The organism is Streptomyces sp. NPDC036813, from assembly GCF_055609245.1.
Map to the genome: position 1 here is coordinate 229,108 of NZ_JBVJPV010000016.1, position 18,533 is coordinate 247,640.

Here is an 18,533-nt window from a genome sequence, read left to right on the forward strand (position 1 = left end):
CCGCTGGTGGATACGGGGCGGGCAGGCGCTTCACAGGCCGCCGGTGACGCGCAGCGCCTCACCGTGGACGTTGCCGTTGGCGGCGGAGCCGAGGAAGAGGATGGTGCGCGCGACGTCGTCCGGCGTGTTCATCCGGCCGGAGGGAAGGGACTTGGCCTTGTTCTGAAGGAACTGGGGCGAGGCGTGGGTGAGCACGTTCTCGGTGAGGGTCTGGCCGGGGACGACCAGGTTCACCAGGATCCCGGCCGGCCCGAGCTCCCAGGCGAGGCTGCGCACCAGGCCGTACAGGCCGGACTTGGCGGCCCCGTACGCGCCCGCGCCGACCATCCCGGCGTCCGCCAGGCCCGCGCCGAGCAGGACGATGCGGCCCCACTCGCGGTCCCGCATCCGGGGCAGCACGGCCTGGACGGTGTCGAAGACGGCGTCCAAAGAGGTGTGCAGCACCCGCCGCCACTGGTCGGCTGGGACGTCCTCGAAGGCGGGCATCTGCAGCCCGGGCCGCGGGATGGCGTCGCCCCACTCCATGGCGCAGGTGACCAGCACGTCGATGCCGCCCCACTGGCGGGCGACGGTGTCGGCGGCGGCGTGGATCGAGTCGGGGTCGGCGAGGTCGTGGGGGACCACGAGGGAGCTGCCGCCCGCGGCGGCCACCTGCTCGGCCGTCTCCTTCGCGCCCGCCTCGTCGCTGTGGTAGGTGAGCGCGACCCGCGCGCCCTCGGCGGCGTAGGCGAGGGCGGTGGCCCGGCCGATGCCCCGGGAGGCGCCGGTGACCAGCACCACCTTGTCCGTCAGGTCCGTCTTCATCGTCCTGTCTCCGTTGTCCGGCCGGGCTCGGGGCGGATGCTCTGCGCGTGCCGGAAGAAGTCGTCGGGGTCGTAGTGGTGCTTGACCGCGCGCAGGCGGGGTGCGTTCTCGGCGAAGTGGTCGGCCTCCCAGCCGGCACCGATGCGGGAGGCGGGGAAGTTGATGTAGGAGCCGGTGGCCAGCGGGGCGAGCGCGGCATCGCACCGGTCGGCCCATTCCTGCAGCTCGGCGGGCCCCCGCGCGGCTGCTTCCGCATCGCGCGTGGCCATCTGATAACCCACCAGGAACTGGGCGTCGCGGTGCACGTAGGCCGTCTCGGTGCGGCCGACGCGGTTGGCGGCCCCGCCCAGGGCGATGCACAGCAGATAGCGCTCGCCGTCGAGGTCCGGGTCCCACGCCTTCAGCAGGGTCTGCGCCTCGACACGGGTGACGGCCCGGCCGGTGAGCCGGTAGGCCTGCCGGGTGTAGGGGTGGCGGTGGCCGACCGCCTCGGGGTGAGTACCGGTGCGGTGGCACTGCTGCACGGTCTTCGAACCGCACAGCGCCTCGTGCATGACGTCGGCGTACGCGCCGGGAGCGCCCGTCTCGCGGTGCACCGGTTTGGTGCCGGTGCGCTCGGTGAGCTCGTCCAGGGCGCGCTCGAGGTCCTCGGGCGCGCCCAGGTGCACGCCCCAGGCCTTCACCACCGGCCGGCCACCGGGGCCGAACATGCCGGGCAGCACGACCAGGGACGTGCCGAGGTCGTCGCTGCCCTCCGCCGCCCAGGCCTGCCAGGCCGCCAGCACCTCGGCGGCGTCCTCGTACGACCACAGCGTCTCGAACGAGGTCAGCCGGGGCGCGTCGACGGGCAGCAGTTCGAAGTCGGTGACGATGCCGAACGTGCCGCCGCCTCCCCCGCGCAGCGCCCAGTACAGGTCCGGGTGTTCCTCGGCCGAGGCGCGCACGACTTGTCCGTCGGCCAGCACGACGCGGGCGGAGACGATACGGTCGCTTGCCACGCCGAACCGGCGGGTCTGCCAGCCCAGTCCGCCGCCGGTCAGGAAGCCGCCCTGACCGACCGTCGGGAAGGTGCCGGTGATGATCTGCCGGCCCAGCGGCTTGAGCCGGTCGAGGGCGTCCAGGGACTGGGTGCCGGCGCCGATGCGCACGGTGCCCGCCTCGACGGCTACCTGGTTCATCCGCGACAGGTCGACCACCAGGCCCTCGCCGGTGGACCAGCCGTTGAAGCTGTGGCCGCCGCTGCGCACATGGAGGCGGAGGCCGGTGTCGCGGGCGTGGCGGACGCAGGCCAGCACGTCCTTCGCCGAGTGGCAGTAGGCGATGCCGGCGGGGGCGACGGTGTCGTACTCGGTGTTCTGCAGCTGCGTGGCGAGCCCGTACCCCGGATCCGACGGGAGAACGAGCTCACCTTCGAGGCGTTCGCGCAGCATGGCGGGTCCTTCCTCCGTGACGTGCCGGCGGGGTGACGACGGCGGTGCCTGAGCCGACGTGCGGGCGGGCTACTTGTCGATGCCGAACTTGCGGGCGACGACCCTCGAGCCCTCGTGGCCGCGCAGCAGTTCACCGGTGGGCGAGTAGAAGTTGGCGCCGCCGGTGCCCTCCCAGCGGTCGTCGGAGACGAACTCGCCCTCGACGAAGACGTGGGCCTCACCGACGTGCTGGCCCTCGGGGCTGACGGCGAGGATGTGGAAGTTGTAGTGGAAGGAGTCCTTGCCGGTGGACTCCCAGTTGCCCAGGCCGATGTTCTTGGCGTTCACCTGGTAGCAGGTGACGCCTCCGTCACCGGTGAAGGACGCCAGTCCGAACACGGACTTGCCGTCGTCCTCGAGCTCCGTCGTCCAGGTTCCGACCAGCCGGGCGTCGGTCATGGCGCATCTCTCCTGACAGGGGTTCGTGGGTGTGGGTGTTCGCCGCTACGGTGTCGCCCCGGGCTGGAGCGGTGCTTGAACGGCTCTGCAGCGGGCCGTGCGGGCAGCTCAACCGGACTGCCACGTCCCGGCGGACGGGTGCGGGTTGTGGTGCGGGCGGTGCCAGACGGTGGCCGCCGCCTCGGCCGTCGCGGTGTCCTCGCCCGCGTCGGTGTGCCGGGCCAGCAGCGCGGTGAGCACCGCGGTGAGGGCGGCGGTCTCCTCCGCGGTGGGGGTGCCGCCCGTGATGCGCCAGAGGGTCATGGTGTCCTCCTCGCCCGTCACACCGGCGGGTTGCCGTGCTTGCGGGACGGCAGGCCGGTGTGCTTGGAGCGCAGCATGGCGAGCGCGCCGATCAGCGTGGAGCGGGTGTCGGCGGGGTCGATGACGTCGTCCACCAGGCCGCGTTCGGCGGCGTAGTAGGGGTGCATCAGTTCCGACTGGTACTCCTTGATCTTCTGGGCCCGTACGGCGTCGGGGTCGTCGGCGGCGGCGATCTCCCGGCGGAAGATGACGTTCGCGGCGCCCTCGGCGCCCATGACGGCGATTTCGTTGGTGGGCCACGCCAGCGAGACGTCCGCGCCGATGGAGCGCGAGTCCATGACGATGTACGCGCCGCCGTAGGCCTTGCGCAGGATCAGCTGAACCCGCGGGACGGTCGCGTTGCAGTAGGCGTACAGCAGCTTGGCGCCGTGCCGGATGATGCCGCCGTGTTCCTGGTCCACGCCCGGCAGGAAGCCCGGTACGTCGACCAGCGTCACCAGCGGTATGGAGAAGGAGTCGCAGAACTGCACGAACCGCGCCGCCTTTTCGCTGGCGTGGATGTCCAGGACGCCGGCGAAGGCGGCGGGCTGGTTGGCGACGATGCCGGTGACGTGGCCGTCGAGGCGGACCAGCGCACAGACCACGTTGGTCGCCCACTGCGGCTGGATCTCGAAGTACTCTCCGTCGTCGACGATCTCCTCGATGACCGCGCGGATGTCGTAGGCCTGGTTGGCGCTGGCCGGGACGATCTCCCGCAGCGCCTCGGTGAGCCGGCCCGCCGGGTCGTCGGACGGCTGACGCGGCGCCGTCTCACGGTTGTTGGACGGCAGCAGTGACAGCAGGAAGCGCACGTCCTCCAGGCAGGCGGCCTCGTCGTCGTAGGCGAACGCCGCGACGCCGGACACGCCGGCGTGGACGTCGGCCCCGCCCAGCCCGTTCTGGGTGATCTCCTCGCCGGTGACGGCCTTGACGACGTCCGGTCCGGTGATGAACATCTGCGAGGTCTCGCGCACCATGAACACGAAGTCCGTCAGGGCCGGCGAGTACGCCGCTCCCCCGGCGCAGGGGCCCAGCATGACGCTGATCTGCGGGATGACCCCGGAGGCCTTGGTGTTGCGCTGGAAGATGCCGCCGTAGCCGGCGAGCGCGGTGACGCCCTCCTGGATGCGGGCGCCGGCGCCGTCGTTGAGCGAGACCAGCGGGGCGCCGGCGGCCAGCGCCAGGTCCATCACCTTGTGGATCTTCGCGGCGTGGGCCTCGCCGAGCGCGCCGCCGAAGATGCGGAAGTCGTGCGCGTAGACGAAGACGGTACGGCCGTGGACGGTTCCCCACCCCGTGACGACACCGTCGGTGTAGGGGCGTTTGTCCTCCAGTCCGAAACCGGTCGCGCGGTGCCGGCGCAGGGCCTCGATCTCCTGGAACGATCCATCGTCCAGCAGCAGGTCGATGCGCTCCCGGGCGGTCAGCTTGCCCTTGGCGTGCTGGCGTGCGGTGGCTTTGTCGTCGGGGCCGTCGACCGCCAGCGCCTTGATCTCGGCGAGTTCGGTCAGACGGTCACGTACCACAGCCTCGGTAGCGATGGTCATGCGATGTCCTCCGGGTGCGACAGCGAGCGTGCCAGGTGCCGTTCGACCGCACTGAGCGGGACGTCGGGGCGAAGCCGCTCGGGGTGCCCCGGCGGGGGTGCGAGCCAGATCCACTCCCGGGCCGAATCGTCCGGGATGGGGATGTAGACCCAGATGGCGCCTGCGGCGGCCAGCGACCGGCCGACGGCCCGCAGGAACGAGGCGGTTATCGACCAGGCGTCCACGTCTCCCCCGTCACCGAGGACCTGGTCGTCTGCAGCGGCATGGACCGTCCTCCTCTTTTTTCCCGATACGCAGTGTCGGACTCGCCCACGGTCACAGGACTCGCTCAAAGGTGCTTGGAGAGGCGCTTGAGAAGCGGCCGGGAATCGCTCCCGCCCACCGCGCGCGGGCGCGTCAGCCCCAGGTGGTCGCGCAGGGTGTAGCCGTCGTAGCGGGTCCGGGCCAGGCCGCGCCGGCGCAGCTCGGGGACGACGAGGTCGGCCAGCGCGGCCAGGCCGGCGGGCAGATGGCCGGGCAGGAACACGAAGCCGTCGGCGGCGCCCTGGGTGAACCACTCCTCCAGCTCGTCGACGAGGTCCCTCGCGGACCCGAGCAGCAGCGCGGGGCTGGGCGCGGCGCCGGAGGCGCCGAGCCGGGCGGCCGGGTCCAGCAGGTCCTGGAGCGTGGCGTAGGTGTCCTCGGCCTCGGCCCGGGTCCGGCCGGTCACCACGAACACCGTGGCGAGGACCGGCACCTGGTCCGGTTCGCGGCCCCGGTCGGCGACCAGGGCGCGCAGCGCCCGCCGTTCCGCACGGGCCCGCACCGCGGTGCGCTGCCCGGTCAGCAGTACGTCGGCCCACTGCGCGGCGAACTCCCGCGCGTCGGCGGACGGGAGCACGGGGTGCAGCAGCACCGGGCGGCCCTGGGGCGGGCGCGGCACGGTGAGCGGCCCGCGCACCCGGAAGTGGTCGCCCCGGTGGTCGGGGACGTGCACCTTGGCGGGGTCGACGTACCGGCCGCCCACCTGGTCGTACAGGAACGCGTCGTCCTCCCAGCCGTCCCACAGCCGGCCGGTGACCTCCAGGAACTCCTGGGCCCGGTGGTATGCCATGCCCGCGCCCGGTGCCCGTTCCATGCCGAAGTTGCCGGCCTCGGCGTCGCTGACGGGCACGGTGACGTGCCAGCCGCAGCGGCCGCCGCTGATGAAGTCGAGCGAGGCAAGGGTGCGGGCGAGAGGGAAGGGTTCACCGAAGGTGGTCGTCGCCGTGGCCGCGAGGCCGATGTGCCGGGTGTGCACGGCCAGCGCGGACAGCAGCGTCAGCGGCTCCAGGTGGGCCACCGCACTGTCCCGGCCGTGCCGGGCGGCGGCATCGGCGGCCTGCCCGCCCGCGCTGTCCGCCAGCAGCAGGAAGTCGAGCCCGCCCCGCTCGGCGGTCTGGGCCAGAGCGCGGTAGTGGTCGAAACTGAACGCCCTCTCGGGCCGGACGTCCGGGTGCCGCCACGCGGCGGCGTGGTGTCCGAGCGCCGGGGCGGGCAAAAGCGCCCCCAGCCTCATGGGTGTGCGTTCGGTACGCATCGGCGGCCTGCCTCCCACGATCGGCCCGGCTCCTGCGGCCGGCCCTGACGCTCGGGAGTGCAGCACAAGCGCCTCGAAGAACGCTCAGGCCGGCGGGCGGGATCGGACCGGCCCCGCCCGACGGCGGCCGGTCACGGGCGCGGGCCGTCGCCGAGGGCACCGAGGACCTGGTCGAGGGTGCGGGCGAGGGATTCGGCGTCGGCCTCTCCCGTCCCGTGGGTCACGATCACCGCATCGTGCCCGCCGCCGGCGGCCACGTGCGCGGCGATGCGGTGCGCCGGCTGTCCGCTGCCGGACCAGCCCGCAAGCACCAGCGGACGGCCGGGGCCGAGGACGCTCAGCAGCGCCTGTGCCACGGCCTGCGGCTCCGCCTGCGCGGTGCCGACCGCCAGCAGCGGCCCCGCACCGGCGTGCAGGGGCACCAGGACGTCGTAGCAGGCGTGGTCCGCGCCCGGCGGGGGGACGAGGCAGACGGCGGGACCGTCGGTGCGCCGGCCCGGGCTCAGCGTGACCAGCACGGTGTCGCCGGGGCCGGCCGCGGGCGCCATGCGCGGCACCTCCGAGTCGGACAGCGCCTCGAGGACCGCGGCGATGGGCCGGCCGGCGTCCGCGAGATCCGGGAAGACGCGCAGCAGCCGCATGCTCTGCGCGAGCAGCTTGGCCGCCTCGGACTCGGCGAAACGGCTGCGGTCGTGGATCGCGGTGACCACGAGGTTGCCGAGCCGGTCGTAGCGGGCGAGCAGTCCGATCGGCAGGGTGCTGGACGCGCCCGTGCTGTGCGGAGGTTCGTACGTGATGCCCTGGCCGGACAGTTCGGCGACCAGGTCGTCGCCGGGCCGGACGGGACGTTCGAAGAAGACCGCCGTGGCGAACAGCTCCTCGTCGTCCCCGCGCTCGCTCCAGCGCCGCAGATGCTCGGTGCTGATCCACTCGTACGCGGACATGTCCAGGGCCCGGTCCCGCAACGCCGTCAGCAGCTGGGGTACCGTGCCGGCCGGGTCGACGTCGACGGTCATCGGGAGCACGCCGAGCAGCGGGCCGGTCAGCTGCTCCACGCCTTCCAGGGAGATCCCCCGGCCGTCGACGGAGACGCCGAAGGCGACGGTGGCCGCCTGCCCGGCCGCGGTGGCCCGGTGCAGCAGCAGGGCCCAGGCGGCGTGCAGCGCCGCCGTCTCGGTGACGCCGCAGGCGGCCGCCCAGTGGACGAGCCGCACGGCGTCGTGCCGCGACAGCCGCCGGGAGATCCGTCCGGAACCGGTGTGCGACGTGGGCGCCCCGGCGCGCGCCGGGTACACGGCCGCGTGGCGCGGCGGGGTGGCGCCTGACCAGAACTCCCGGGCGCCCACGGTGTCCTGCTCGTCGAGCCATCGCGCGTAGTCACGCAGGTCGGGCCGCCGCTCACCGCCGGCGGCTGAGCCGTCGTTCAGGTAGGCGCGGTAGAACTCGCGCAGCAGTACCTGCGCGCTCCAGGTGTCGACCAGCGCCTGGTGGAACGTCAGCAGGACGCGGGTCTGCGCCGCGCCCGCCTCGGACACCGGGCCGTCGTGCAGGGTGATCCGCAGCGGTCCCGGCCGGTGGACGTCCACGGCCCGGCGGCGGTCGCGCTCCAGCAGCGAGGGCCAGGTGATGTCCTGGTGCGAGAGCCGTTCGACCTGGACGGTGGCGCGTTCGTGCAGGGTGATCCGGGTGTGGTCGCGCGGGTCGAACGCGGCGCGCAGCAGTGTCTCGCTGTCGGCCACCGCCTGCCAGGCGGCGGTGAACCGCTCGCCGTCCAGCGGCCCGTTCCAGGTCCACTGGAGCTGCTCGATGTGGTGTCCGGCGCCGGGGCGGGCCAGGGACTGGGCGAGCAGCCGCTGCTGGCGGGCGGTGGCGGCGACGACCGGCCCGGCGGCCGGCGCCGGGGACCGCTCGGCCTCCCGGACGGCGAACTGCTCGACCACCCTGCGCAGATGGCCGCACAGCACGTCCAGGGCGGCCCGCGGGACGCCCCCGGCGACGGCCCGGACGTGCAGCCTGCCGTCCTCCACGTGGGTGCGGACCTCGATCTCGTACGCGCCGAAGCCCTCGGCGTGCCGGGGCGGATGGTCCTCTTCGGTGCGGACGACGGTGAAGCGCGGGGAGGGCGCGGGGAGTTCTCCCGCGTCGTGGTGGGTGATTCGGGCCCGGGGCAGGTGCCCTGCCGCGGGCGAGCCGGTGCCCGGCGGCTCGTCCCCGGTGAGGGCGCTCGCCGCGGCGGCGAGGAACCGCGCGGGCGCCAGGTCCGGGTCGGCGTCCAGCCGTACGCGGCGGGCGCGGGTGAAAGGACCCACGGCCCGCGCGTGTGCGGGCAGGAGGGTACGCCCGTCGGTGCACAGGTCGAAGACGGCCTCGCGCGTCCGGCACCAGCGGGCCAGAGCCTGACCGAAGGCTGCCGCGAGCACCTCGGCGGCGGACAGCCGGTGCTGGTGCGGCAGGACGGTGGTGAGCAGCCGGGTCTCCCGCGCGCCCAGGGTGAAGCGGGCGTACGCCGCGTCGCGGCCGCCGTCACGGTACGGCGCGGTGACATCCTCGGCGCTGACGCCTTCGGTGCTGACGCCTTCGGTGCCGACGCCTTCGGTGCCGACTTCGGTGCTGACGCCTTCCGCGTTGAAGCCGTCCGCGCTGAAGCCGTCCGCGCTGAGTCCTTCGGCGACGGTGCCGGAGGCGGCTCGCGGCGCGCCGCTGCCGGCGGCCGTACCGCAGGCGAGTGCCGGGGTGGAGCCGGGTGTCTCGTCCGCCCGCTCGGGGGACGCGGCGGCCAGCCGTGCGCTCCACTCCTCCAGCCAGCCCGCGTCGCCCTGCACCGGCGGCGTCCTTCCGGAGGCGAGTGCTCCCAGTGCCGTGTCCAGGTCTTCCAGCAGGATCCGCCAGGACGCCGGGTCGGCGGCGAGGTCGTGCACCGCGATGAACAGCAGGTCACCCCCGGCGAGGCCAGGTACACCGCCCTGGGCGTGCACGGCGCGCAGCGACGCCCCGGTACGCGGGTCGATGCCGCGGCGCGCCTCGGCGACGGCCACGTCGAAGGCGGCGCGGCCGGCGAACCGGGCCGTCGTCAGCATGCCCTCCTGCGCCTCCGCGCCCTCGGTGCGGGCGCCGAGCAGCAACTCGCCCGCCCGGCCCGCCTCGAGCGGGGTGCACAGGATCGGCTGGGCGGCGACCACGGCGGCCAGCGCGTCGCGCAGCACGTCCGCACCGACGACGTCGTGGAACCGCAGCAGCATGCCGCGGTGGGCGCGGTGCGGACCCTCGTCCAGAGTGCGCAGCACGGCGCGCAGGGCGGGTTCCAGCGGTACCGGGCCACGCGGCATGCTCAGCAGATCCGCGATCAGGCCGGCCGCCTCGTGAGCCGTTTCCGGGCCGTCCGGCCGTCCGGTGCGGCCGGCGGCCAGGTGCAGCGTGTGGTGGGCGGGCCCGTGGCGCCGCAGGCGGGCGTGCAGCACACCCTCCGCCACGCTCTCGTCCCCGTGCGGCGCCTCGAAGCCGTCCAGGCTCCAGCCGCGCAGGTCGGCGCTGCGTACGACGGCGCGCGCAAGGGCCCTGTCCACCGCGCCCGGGCCGAGGGGGCCGTGCAGGTCCAGGACCGGTCCGGCAGCCACGACGGTCAACGACGGTTCCACGGAGCCGCGTTCGGTCATGAGCCGCCTCTCCTTTCGCCCCACGGAAGCCCGGCTGCCTCCTCAAGCTCCGGGTCGGCAGATGTATGCATGGGGCACGTTATCCCGGTCCGAGGAAGATCGCCCGTGGCCTCCAGGCATTGTTAAGCGGCCCCTGAGCGGGGCTGACGCGACCCTGCGGCATGCTCCTGCCGGGGCAGCAGCTGCGCCACCAGGCTCATGGACCTCTCGTCGGCCAGGGGCCGATCGACAGCGCCGGGCGCCGCGGCAGGGCCTGTGTCGTAGCGGGCCACCGCGACCAGATAGCGGGCCATCGTCGGGTAGGTGCCGAACGACCAGGTGCCCGGCGAGGCAGGGCTGCCGTCCGGGGCCAGCAGGCCCGCTCCGTCACCCGGGGCGAACTCCCCCTCGGTGCCGACAGGAAAGCCGAACTCGGTGAAGTCCAGCCGCAGTCCCTGCCCCAGCGCCTTGGTGTAGGCCTCCTTCAGGGTCCACAGCCGCAGCAGGGCGGCTGTGCGTGCGGGACCGTCCAGGCCGGTGAGGGCGGCCCGTTCGGCGGGTGTGCACATCCGCTCGCGCATCACGTCGTAGGTCAGGGTGCGCGTCAGCGGTTCGGCGTCGACGCCGATACGTCCGGTGCGGCTGACGCCGACGACGATGAGCTCGTCGGTGTGCGAAAGACCCACGTCCACCTGGCGTATCCCGCGCAGATGCGGACGACCGCCGATCTTGTAGGCGAGGTCGAGTCCGGCGGCGTCGGTGCCCAGGGCGGCCGCCGCCGTGTACTTCAGGACCAGCCGGGCGGCGGCGAAGCGGTGGCGTACCGAAGGGTCGGCGGTGCGCCGGTAGCGTGGCCAGTCCCGGCCCAGCAGCAGGCGCAGCCGGGGTTCGGTGACGACCGCGCTCAGCCACTCCCCCCAGGTGGTGAAGACCACCGCGCTGCCGCACCGGTCCATCGCCTCCCGGACCTCGTCCCACGGCCCGGAAGGCCCGGGCACGTGCACGGGCTGGGTGATGCGGGATGCCTGCGTCATCCGGTCCGCTCCCTTCTGTGGATCACTGCGTGAGATGCCTGGGGCCACCGGGCCGGCGCCGGCGGGGACAACGCGGGCTCCGGCGGCGGTGAGGTGGTGTCCGCGGCCACAAGGTGAGTTCCGCGGTCACACGGCGAGTTCCGCGGTCACACGGTGGTTCCGTCGTCACACGGTGAGTTCGGCCGCGTCAAGGTCGAGGCCGCGCCCCGCGCGGTGGCGTCGCAGCAGCTCGTCCAGGACGCTCGTGACACAGTCCCCGGGTACGTCGGGCAGCGCGAGCCCGAGCCGGCGGCCGAGCCGGGACAGGGCGAGCACCACCCAGCCGGGGTCGGCGAGGAACGGGTCGTCGCCCTCCTGGCCCTCCCAGACGGCCAGGACGGCGGCCGCCGCGGCGAGCAGCCCGTAGCGGTCGCTCAGGGCGCAGGCCGCCGGCCCGGACAGGGCGTCGCCGAACTGCCCGGGCAGCAGGGCGCACTGCTCGCGCAGCAGGCGCAGCTCCGCCAGGAACCCTTCGGCCAGATCTGCCAGCAGGGCGATGCGGCCGCCCACCCGGCGCGAGCGGCCCAGCCGTTCGGCGGCTCCGGTCAGTGCGGCGGCGAGGAAGTCCCCGCCGCCCGCGAAAGCCAGCGCCCCGTGGTCCAGCGGCGGCAGGTCGGCCCGCCCGCGGAACAGTTCGGCGGGCGGCTCCTCCTCCAAGAGCCAGGACTGCTGTGCCAGCGCGCCCAGTTGGGGAACGATGACGGCCTGGCAGGCGGCGGCGCCGTCGCGCCCGAGTCCGGCGGCCGGCAGGTCCCGCACCAGCTTGGCCAGGATGCCGTGCAGCAGGTCACCGCCCCCACCGTGCGTGCCGAGCACGGCGGACAGCTCCTCCAGCGCGTCGGTGAGCAGCGCGGGCACGGTGTAGGTGGCGGCCACCGTGGGCGCATGGGCCCGGTCGGGCAGCAGGCCGACCGCGCGCAGGCACACCGTGGCGAGGGCGTCGCAGACGAGCAGGTCGGTGAAGACCCCGGCGAGCGGCCGGTGCCAGCGGCGGGCCGGCGGCCCGGTGCGGCCGTCGGTGGCGGTGTGGACGGCGGCGCGCAGGACCGGGTCGAGGGCGGCGGTCGCGGCGCCGGCGACGAGGCAGCGGTTGACCTGGTTCATGCGCAGGGCCAGTTGGGCGCCGTCGCCGGGCCGGCCCACGAGGGCGTCGTCGGGCACCGGACACCGGGTGAACCGCAGCCCGGAGAAGAGAGCGCCGCGCATCCCGTCGGTCGCGACCCGCGGCAGCCGCTCCAGTGACGCGCCGGGCAGCTGGGCGCGGTCCAGCAGAAGGACCGAGTGGGTGCGCGGGCCGGTCTCGGCGGTGCGGGCGTGGACGACGTAGAGGTCGGCGCGCGCCGCGTCGATGATGACGTCCTTGCTGCCGCTGACGAGCATCCCGGTGCCGTCGGCCGTGTTGCGGGCCGTGACCTCCTCACGCCTGACCCCGCCGGCCGGGGCGAGTCCGGGGTGCACCACGGTGGTCCGCCCGCCGCCCAGCAGCAGCCGGGCGACGGCCCGCTGCTGTGCGTCGGTGCCGGCCGCCCAGACCGCGGAGGCGGCGAACAGCGAGGTGACACCGCCGGCGAAACCGAGGGCCACATCGCGCCGGAAGACGGGGCGCAGCACCTTCATGAGCAGGTCGGCCCGGGTCAGGCCGCCGCCGTGGCGGGCGGGGACGAACTCGGCGGCCAGGCCCGCGTCGGCGAGCAGCCTTTCGGTGGAGAGGGAAGGGCGGCGCTCCCGGTCGGCGGCGAGGAACGCGGCGAAGCCGTGTTCGTTGACCGGGTCGTAGGGGTTGGCGAGCAGGGCGTCCACGCGGGCGGCGCGGCACAGCGCGGCGGTCCGCCCGTCCGTGGCCCGCCGGGGGGACAGGGCGTGCTGCCGGTCCATGGCCCACGGTGGGGGAACGATGTCCGTGGTGAGGGTCATGACAGTCCCGGCAGGTCGCTCGGGGTGAGCGCGCGAACGGCGTCCTCCGCGTGCTGCTTGGCGAGGCGGAGGAGGGCGGTGCTCTCCCGGCTGACGCGCTCACGGACGTGGCGGCGGGCGTCGGCCAGGCCGGCGCCCTCTCCCAGCACCCGTGTCACGCCGTGCTCGTTGAGCACCACCCGGTGCCGCGCCCGCACCGTCACACCGGTCGGGTCGGGCTCCACCGACCACTCCCCTGCCTGTCCCGAGACCAGTTCGGGCGGCTGGATCACCTTGTAGACGATGACCCCGGCGTGTGTGAAGCACAGCCGCACGGCGACGGTGTCCCCGGCGCCGCCCGGCGAGCCCGGCGCGCACAGCGCCTGGATGCCGGGTACGTCCTCGACGAGGTGAACGCCGGTCACACCGGGGACGGTGCCGGGCCAGGCGGCGGCCCGGTACAGGAAGCCGTAGACGAGCTCGGAGGGTCCGTCGACGCGTACGGCGTCCTCGACGGTGACGACCAGTTCGTCCAGGACGGCCCACCGCTCCGCCAGGCTCTTGAGGTTCGCCAGGTGAGCGCGGATGTTCGCGTCCCCGGTCGACTCCGGCGCGAGGCGGCCGTCGGCCACGGAGAACTCCCGTTCCAGCGTCAGCAGCGAGGAACCGTCCGCCGTCTGTTCGACGTTCCAGATGCCCAGCATGCTGTCCACGGCCGCGGAGGTCACCTCCTGGCGGAAGGAGATACGCCGGGCACCGGGATCGAGAGTGCGCCGGGTGATCCAGGAGATGATCCGGCCGTCGGCGCGTGCCCACATGCGCAGGCGCTGCTCGGGGCCTTCCAGGTCGAGTGGCTCGACGTGCACGTTCGGGGCGAAGAACAGCGGCCAGTGCTCGGCGTCCGCGATGAGTCCGTAGACCACTCCGGCGGGAGCGGCCACCTCGATCCGATGCGATGTGCGGTGTACGGCCGGTACGGGCATCGGCGTTCACCCCCTTCTTTTCACCTGTGCGTCCGACTGTGCGGGCGCCCGCTCGAAGCCCGCTGGAAGCCAGGTCGACCATCGCTGGTGCCCGCGACGGCACAGCGCACGCCCGCGCTCACCGCGCAGCGCCCCCGTGGCAGGTGGGCGACGGGGCCCGAGCCGTCCCGGTGCGTTCCCGCCTCCGGGTTCGAGCGTTCCGCTAGCGCCTGGCGAGCGGCTGCCGACCGGGCGCCACTGCGGACGCCGAGCATCCGCCTCGGCGCTGCCGCCGGGGGCCGCCCCGGCGGTCCGGCGGCCCGGGCTGGAAGTTTGGTCGAGCTCCTCTCCACCCGCGCTCGGCGTGAGTGGCGTCGAATCGGCACCACACACTTCCCGGGCATCCGGGTCGACGTCTTCCCGGCGGCATGGACATCCAGCGCACGGCTTCCCTCATCCGACCTGAAAGCGGAGGAAATTCGCCATGGGGCTTCTGTTCACCTCGGAGTCCGTGACCGAAGGTCACCCCGACAAGATCGCTGACCAGATCAGCGACACCATTCTCGACGCGCTCCTGCGGGAGGACCCGTCCTCCCGGGTCGCCGTGGAGACGCTGATCACCACCGGCCTGGTCCACGTGGCCGGAGAGGTCACCACCAAGGCCTACGCGCCGATCGCCCAGCTCGTGCGCGAGAAGATCCTGGAGATCGGCTACGACTCCTCGGCCAAGGGCTTCGACGGCGCCTCGTGCGGTGTCTCCGTCTCCATCGGCGCGCAGTCCCCGGACATCGCGCAGGGCGTGGACACGGCCTACGAGACCCGGGTCGAGGGAGCGGCCGGCGCGGAGGGGGACGAGCTGGACCGGCAGGGTGCGGGCGACCAGGGCCTGATGTTCGGCTACGCGTCCGACGAGACGCCGACCCTGATGCCGCTGCCGATCTTCCTCGCGCACCGCCTGGCCAAGCGCCTCTCGGACGTGCGCAAGAACGGCACCCTCCCCTACCTGCGCCCGGACGGCAAGACGCAGGTCACCATCGAGTACGACGGTGACAAGGCGGTCCGCCTCGACACGGTCGTGGTCTCATCGCAGCACGCCTCCGACATCGACCTGGACTCCCTGCTGATCCCCGACATCCGCGAGGCGGTGGTCGAACCGGAGCTCAAGGCCCTGGCGGAGGACGGCATCAAGCTGGACATCGAGAACTACCGCCTGCTGGTCAACCCCACCGGCCGCTTCGAGATCGGCGGCCCGATGGGCGACGCCGGCCTCACCGGCCGCAAGATCATCATCGACACCTACGGCGGCATGGCCCGCCACGGCGGCGGCGCCTTCTCCGGCAAGGACCCCTCCAAGGTGGACCGCTCGGCGGCGTACGCGATGCGCTGGGTCGCGAAGAACGTCGTCGCCGCGAATCTCGCCTCCCGGTGCGAGGTCCAGGTGGCGTACGCGATCGGCAAGGCCGAGCCGGTCGGTCTGTTCGTGGAGACCTTCGGCACCGAGAAGACCGACGTCGACAAGATCCAGAAGGCCATCGACGAGGTCTTCGACCTGCGTCCGGCCGCGATCATCCGCGACCTGGACCTGCTGCGCCCCATCTACGCCCGGACCGCCGCCTACGGCCACTTCGGCCGTGAGCTGCCCGACTTCACCTGGGAGCGCACCGACCGGGCCGACGCGCTGCGCCGGGCCGCCGGAGTCTGACATGCGCATCGCCGTCACCGGGTCCATCGCCACGGACCATCTCATGGTCTTCCCCGGCCGGTTCGCCGACCAGCTCATGGCCGACCGGCTCGACCGCGTCTCCCTGTCCTTCCTCGCCGACTCGCTGGACATCCGGCGCGGTGGTGCAGCGGCCAACATCGCCTACGGCCTCGGCCAGTTGGGGCTCGCGCCGGTGCTGCTCGGTGCCGTGGGCAGCGATTTCGAGCCGTACCGGGTGCTGTTGAAGGAACAGGGCGTGGACACCGAGTCGGTGCGGGTCAGTCCCGATCTGCACACCGCCCGCTTCGTCTGCACCACGGACGCCGACCAGAACCAGATCGCCACCTTCTACACCGGTGCGATGGCGGAGGCCCGCCACATCTCCCTCTCCCCCGTCCTCGCCCGCACCGGAGGACTCGACCTGGTCCTGGTCTCGCCCAACGACCCCGAGGCGATGCTGCGGCACACCCGCGAGTGCCACGAACTCGGCCTCCCCGTCGCCGCCGACCCCTCCCAGCAACTCGCCCGCCTGGAACGCGACCAGGTCCGCGCCCTGATCGACCGCTCGCGGATGCTCTTCAGCAACGAGTACGAGTCGGTCCTCCTCCAGGAGCGCAGCGGCTGGACACAGGAGCAGATTCTCGGCCGCACCGGCCTGTGGATCACCACGCTCGGCGCGGCCGGCTCCCGCATCCGGCAGGCGGGCCGTACCACCATCGAGGTCCCGGCCGCCCGGGCCCGCACCGTCGCGGACCCCACCGGCGTCGGCGACGCCTACCGTGCGGGCTTCCTGGCCGCCCTGGCCAGGGGGGCCGACCTGCGGAACGCGGCCCGGCTCGGCAGCGTCACCGCCGTTCTGGCCCTGGAGACGGTGGGCACGCAGGAACACACCCTGAGCCGCGCCGAGCTGCTGACCCGCCTCGACGAGTCTTACGGACCTACAGCGGCGGACGCCGTCTCCTCACGTCTGGTGGTGCGCTCATGAACGACAGCCGGGCCCGTGTGTCCGCGCTCCGAGAGGCGCTTGCCACCCGTGTGGTGGTCGCCGACGGGGCGATGGGCACCATGCTCCAGGCGCAGGACCCCACGCTGGAGGACTTCCAGCAGCTCGAGGGCTGCAACGAGGTCCTGAACGTCACCCGTCCGGACATCGTGCGCTCGGTGCACGAGGAGTACTTCGCGGCCGGCGTGGACTGTGTGGAGACGAACACCTTCGGCGCGAACCTTGCCGCGCTGGGCGAGTACGACATCCCGGAACGGGTCTTCGAACTGTCCGAGGCCGGTGCGCGCATCGCCCGTGAGGTGGCCGACGCGTTCACCGAGTCCACCGGACGGCAGCGGTGGGTGCTGGGCTCGATGGGGCCGGGCACAAAGCTGCCGACGCTGGGACACGCCCCCTACGGCAAGCTGCGCGACGCGTACCAGCAGAACGCGGAGGGCGTGATCGCCGGTGGTGCGGACGCGCTGCTGGTGGAGACCACGCAGGACCTGCTGCAGACCAAGGCCGCCGTCGTCGGGGCGCGCCGGGCGCTGGAGGCCGCCGGGGCCGACCTGCCGCTGATCGTGTCGGTCACGGTGGAGGCGACGGGCACCATGCTGTTGGGCTCGGAGATCGGTGCGGCGCTGACCGCGCTGGAGCCGCTCGGCATCGACATGATCGGCCTGAACTGCGCCACCGGCCCCGCCGAGATGAGCGAGCACCTGCGCTACCTGGCCCGCCACTCCCGCATCCCGCTGTCGTGCATGCCGAACGCCGGTCTGCCGGTGCTGGGCAAGGACGGTGCGCACTATCCGCTGACTGCGCCGGAACTGGCGGACGCGCAGGAGAACTTCGTGCGTGACTACGGGCTGTCGCTGGTGGGGGGCTGCTGCGGTACGACGCCGGAGCATCTGCGGCAGGTCGTGGAGCGGGTACGGGATCTGGCGCCGGGTGAGCGGGATCCGCGGCCGGAGCCGGGGGCGGCGTCGCTGTATCAGACGGTGCCGTTCCGGCAGGACACCGCGTATCTGGCGATCGGTGAGCGCACGAATGCCAACGGGTCGAAGAAGTTCCGTGAGGCGATGCTGGCGGGCCGCTGGGACGACTGTGTGGAGATGGCCCGCGAGCAGATCCGTGAGGGCGCGCACATGCTCGATCTGTGCGTGGACTATGTCGGCCGGGACGGTGTGGCCGACATGGAGGAACTCGCCGGGCGGTTCGCGACGGCGTCGACGCTGCCGGTCGTGCTGGACTCCACCGAGGTGCCGGTCATCCGGGCCGGGCTGGAGAAGCTGGGCGGCCGCGCGGTGATCAACTCGGTGAACTACGAGGACGGCGACGGCCCCGCCTCCCGCTTCGCCCAGGTCACCCGGCTCGCGAAGGAGCACGGTGCGGCGCTGATCGCGCTGACCATCGACGAGGTGGGCCAGGCCCGCACGGCCGAGAAGAAGGTGGAGATCGCCGAGCGGCTGATCGCCGACCTGACCGGGAACTGGGGCATCCGCGAGGAGGACATCCTCATCGACTGCCTCACCTTCACCATCTGCACCGGTCAGGAGGAGTCCCGCAAGGACGGCATCGCCACCCTCGACGGCATCCGCGAACTCAAGCGCCGCCACCCCAACGTCCAGACCACGCTGGGCCTGTCCAACATCTCCTTCGGCCTGAACCCGGCCGCCCGCATCCTCCTCAACAGTGTGTTCCTGGACGAGTGTGTGAAGGCGGGCCTGGACTCGGCGATCGTCCACGCGAGCAAGATCCTGCCGATCGCCCGCTTCGACGACGAGCAGGTGCAGACGGCGCTGGATCTGATCTACGACCGGCGTGCCGAGGGCTATGACCCGCTGCAGAAGCTGATGCAGCTGTTCGAGGGGGCGACGGCGAAGTCGCTGAAGGCGTCCAAGGCCGAGGAGCTGGCCGCACTGCCCTTGGAGGAGCGTCTCAAGCGGCGCATCATCGACGGCGAACGCAACGGCCTCGAACAGGACCTGGACGAGGCACTGGCCTCCCGCTCCGCGCTGGACATCGTCAACGACACGTTGCTGGACGGCATGAAGGTCGTGGGTGAGCTGTTCGGCTCCGGCCAGATGCAGCTGCCGTTCGTGCTGCAGTCGGCCGAGGTGATGAAGAGCGCGGTGGCCCACCTGGAGCCGCACATGGAGAAGACCGACGA

General features: G+C 73.1%; 14 protein-coding genes. 3 read left to right on the forward strand and 11 right to left on the reverse strand.

Annotation, left to right across the window (positions count from 1 at the left end):
- Nucleotides 1–30 precede the first annotated feature (30 nt).
- The 11 genes from ACZ67Q_RS30315 to ACZ67Q_RS30365 form a co-directional block, all read right to left on the reverse strand.
- On the reverse strand, nucleotides 31–804 hold the full coding sequence (locus ACZ67Q_RS30315) for an SDR family NAD(P)-dependent oxidoreductase (protein ID WP_471188584.1): 774 nt from the start codon (nucleotides 802–804) through the stop codon (nucleotides 31–33).
- Nucleotides 801–2,234 (reverse strand): FAD-binding oxidoreductase, encoded by a 1,434-nt coding sequence (locus tag ACZ67Q_RS30320; protein WP_471188586.1) that lies wholly within the window; start codon nucleotides 2,232–2,234, stop codon nucleotides 801–803. Before ACZ67Q_RS30320 ends, ACZ67Q_RS30315 begins: the two co-directional genes overlap by 4 nt.
- A gap of 69 nt (nucleotides 2,235–2,303) precedes the next feature.
- The gene (locus ACZ67Q_RS30325) at nucleotides 2,304–2,672 is read right to left on the reverse strand and encodes a hypothetical protein (RefSeq protein WP_471188589.1); all 369 of its coding nucleotides are present in this window, start codon (nucleotides 2,670–2,672) and stop codon (nucleotides 2,304–2,306) included.
- A gap of 108 nt (nucleotides 2,673–2,780) precedes the next feature.
- The gene (locus tag ACZ67Q_RS30330; protein ID WP_471188591.1) at nucleotides 2,781–2,975 is read right to left on the reverse strand and encodes an acyl-CoA carboxylase subunit epsilon; all 195 of its coding nucleotides are present in this window, start codon (nucleotides 2,973–2,975) and stop codon (nucleotides 2,781–2,783) included.
- A 17-nt stretch (nucleotides 2,976–2,992) separates the two neighbouring features.
- Nucleotides 2,993–4,561: an acyl-CoA carboxylase subunit beta gene (locus tag ACZ67Q_RS30335; RefSeq protein WP_471188593.1), complete on the reverse strand. Its 1,569-nt coding sequence runs from the start codon at nucleotides 4,559–4,561 to the stop codon at nucleotides 2,993–2,995.
- Nucleotides 4,558–4,785: a DUF6059 family protein gene (locus ACZ67Q_RS30340; RefSeq protein WP_471188596.1), complete on the reverse strand. Its 228-nt coding sequence runs from the start codon at nucleotides 4,783–4,785 to the stop codon at nucleotides 4,558–4,560. The genes ACZ67Q_RS30335 and ACZ67Q_RS30340 overlap by 4 nt, the downstream gene beginning before the upstream one ends.
- Nucleotides 4,786–4,889: 104 nt before the next feature.
- Nucleotides 4,890–6,119, reverse strand: a complete 1,230-nt coding sequence (locus ACZ67Q_RS30345; RefSeq protein ID WP_471188598.1) for an NtaA/DmoA family FMN-dependent monooxygenase — start codon at nucleotides 6,117–6,119, stop codon at nucleotides 4,890–4,892.
- Between the two features lie 131 nt (nucleotides 6,120–6,250).
- The gene (locus ACZ67Q_RS30350; protein WP_471188601.1) at nucleotides 6,251–9,772 is read right to left on the reverse strand and encodes a condensation domain-containing protein; all 3,522 of its coding nucleotides are present in this window, start codon (nucleotides 9,770–9,772) and stop codon (nucleotides 6,251–6,253) included.
- A 122-nt stretch (nucleotides 9,773–9,894) separates the two neighbouring features.
- Nucleotides 9,895–10,785, reverse strand: coding sequence for a 4'-phosphopantetheinyl transferase family protein (locus ACZ67Q_RS30355; protein WP_471188603.1), 891 nt, complete (start codon nucleotides 10,783–10,785; stop codon nucleotides 9,895–9,897).
- Between the two features lie 165 nt (nucleotides 10,786–10,950).
- Nucleotides 10,951–12,738: an acyl-CoA dehydrogenase gene (locus ACZ67Q_RS30360; protein WP_471188605.1), complete on the reverse strand. Its 1,788-nt coding sequence runs from the start codon at nucleotides 12,736–12,738 to the stop codon at nucleotides 10,951–10,953.
- Nucleotides 12,735–13,700: an aromatase/cyclase gene (locus tag ACZ67Q_RS30365; protein ID WP_471188607.1), complete on the reverse strand. Its 966-nt coding sequence runs from the start codon at nucleotides 13,698–13,700 to the stop codon at nucleotides 12,735–12,737. Before ACZ67Q_RS30365 ends, ACZ67Q_RS30360 begins: the two co-directional genes overlap by 4 nt.
- A gap of 463 nt (nucleotides 13,701–14,163) precedes the next feature.
- On the opposite strand from ACZ67Q_RS30365, the gene metK reads away from it, so the two are divergent.
- The 3 genes from metK to ACZ67Q_RS30380 all read left to right on the forward strand — a co-directional run.
- On the forward strand, nucleotides 14,164–15,381 hold the full coding sequence (gene metK, locus ACZ67Q_RS30370) for a methionine adenosyltransferase (protein ID WP_471188610.1): 1,218 nt from the start codon (nucleotides 14,164–14,166) through the stop codon (nucleotides 15,379–15,381).
- A 1-nt stretch (nucleotide 15,382) separates the two neighbouring features.
- On the forward strand, nucleotides 15,383–16,366 hold the full coding sequence (locus tag ACZ67Q_RS30375) for a carbohydrate kinase family protein (protein WP_471188612.1): 984 nt from the start codon (nucleotides 15,383–15,385) through the stop codon (nucleotides 16,364–16,366).
- Nucleotides 16,363–18,533, forward strand: a 2,171-nt coding sequence (locus tag ACZ67Q_RS30380) for a homocysteine S-methyltransferase family protein (protein ID WP_471188615.1), incomplete at its 3' end; no start/stop codon positions are given. The genes ACZ67Q_RS30375 and ACZ67Q_RS30380, both read left to right, overlap by 4 nt.

What these genes read in the sequence shown, in the direction of transcription:
- ACZ67Q_RS30315 (WP_471188584.1), bottom strand. Translation starts at nt 804, where the DNA reads ATGAAGACGGACCTGACGGACAAGGTGGTGCTGGTCACCGGCGCCTCC.
- ACZ67Q_RS30320 (WP_471188586.1), bottom strand. Translation starts at nt 2,234, where the DNA reads ATGCTGCGCGAACGCCTCGAAGGTGAGCTCGTTCTCCCGTCGGATCCG.
- ACZ67Q_RS30325 (WP_471188589.1), bottom strand. Translation starts at nt 2,672, where the DNA reads ATGACCGACGCCCGGCTGGTCGGAACCTGGACGACGGAGCTCGAGGAC.
- ACZ67Q_RS30330 (WP_471188591.1), bottom strand. Translation starts at nt 2,975, where the DNA reads ATGACCCTCTGGCGCATCACGGGCGGCACCCCCACCGCGGAGGAGACC.
- ACZ67Q_RS30335 (WP_471188593.1), bottom strand. Translation starts at nt 4,561, where the DNA reads ATGACCATCGCTACCGAGGCTGTGGTACGTGACCGTCTGACCGAACTC.
- ACZ67Q_RS30345 (WP_471188598.1), bottom strand. Translation starts at nt 6,119, where the DNA reads ATGCGTACCGAACGCACACCCATGAGGCTGGGGGCGCTTTTGCCCGCC.
- ACZ67Q_RS30350 (WP_471188601.1), bottom strand. Translation starts at nt 9,772, where the DNA reads ATGACCGAACGCGGCTCCGTGGAACCGTCGTTGACCGTCGTGGCTGCC.
- ACZ67Q_RS30355 (WP_471188603.1), bottom strand. Translation starts at nt 10,785, where the DNA reads ATGACGCAGGCATCCCGCATCACCCAGCCCGTGCACGTGCCCGGGCCT.
- ACZ67Q_RS30360 (WP_471188605.1), bottom strand. Translation starts at nt 12,738, where the DNA reads ATGACCCTCACCACGGACATCGTTCCCCCACCGTGGGCCATGGACCGG.
- ACZ67Q_RS30365 (WP_471188607.1), bottom strand. Translation starts at nt 13,700, where the DNA reads ATGCCCGTACCGGCCGTACACCGCACATCGCATCGGATCGAGGTGGCC.
- metK (WP_471188610.1), top strand. Translation starts at nt 14,164, where the DNA reads ATGGGGCTTCTGTTCACCTCGGAGTCCGTGACCGAAGGTCACCCCGAC.
- ACZ67Q_RS30375 (WP_471188612.1), top strand. Translation starts at nt 15,383, where the DNA reads ATGCGCATCGCCGTCACCGGGTCCATCGCCACGGACCATCTCATGGTC.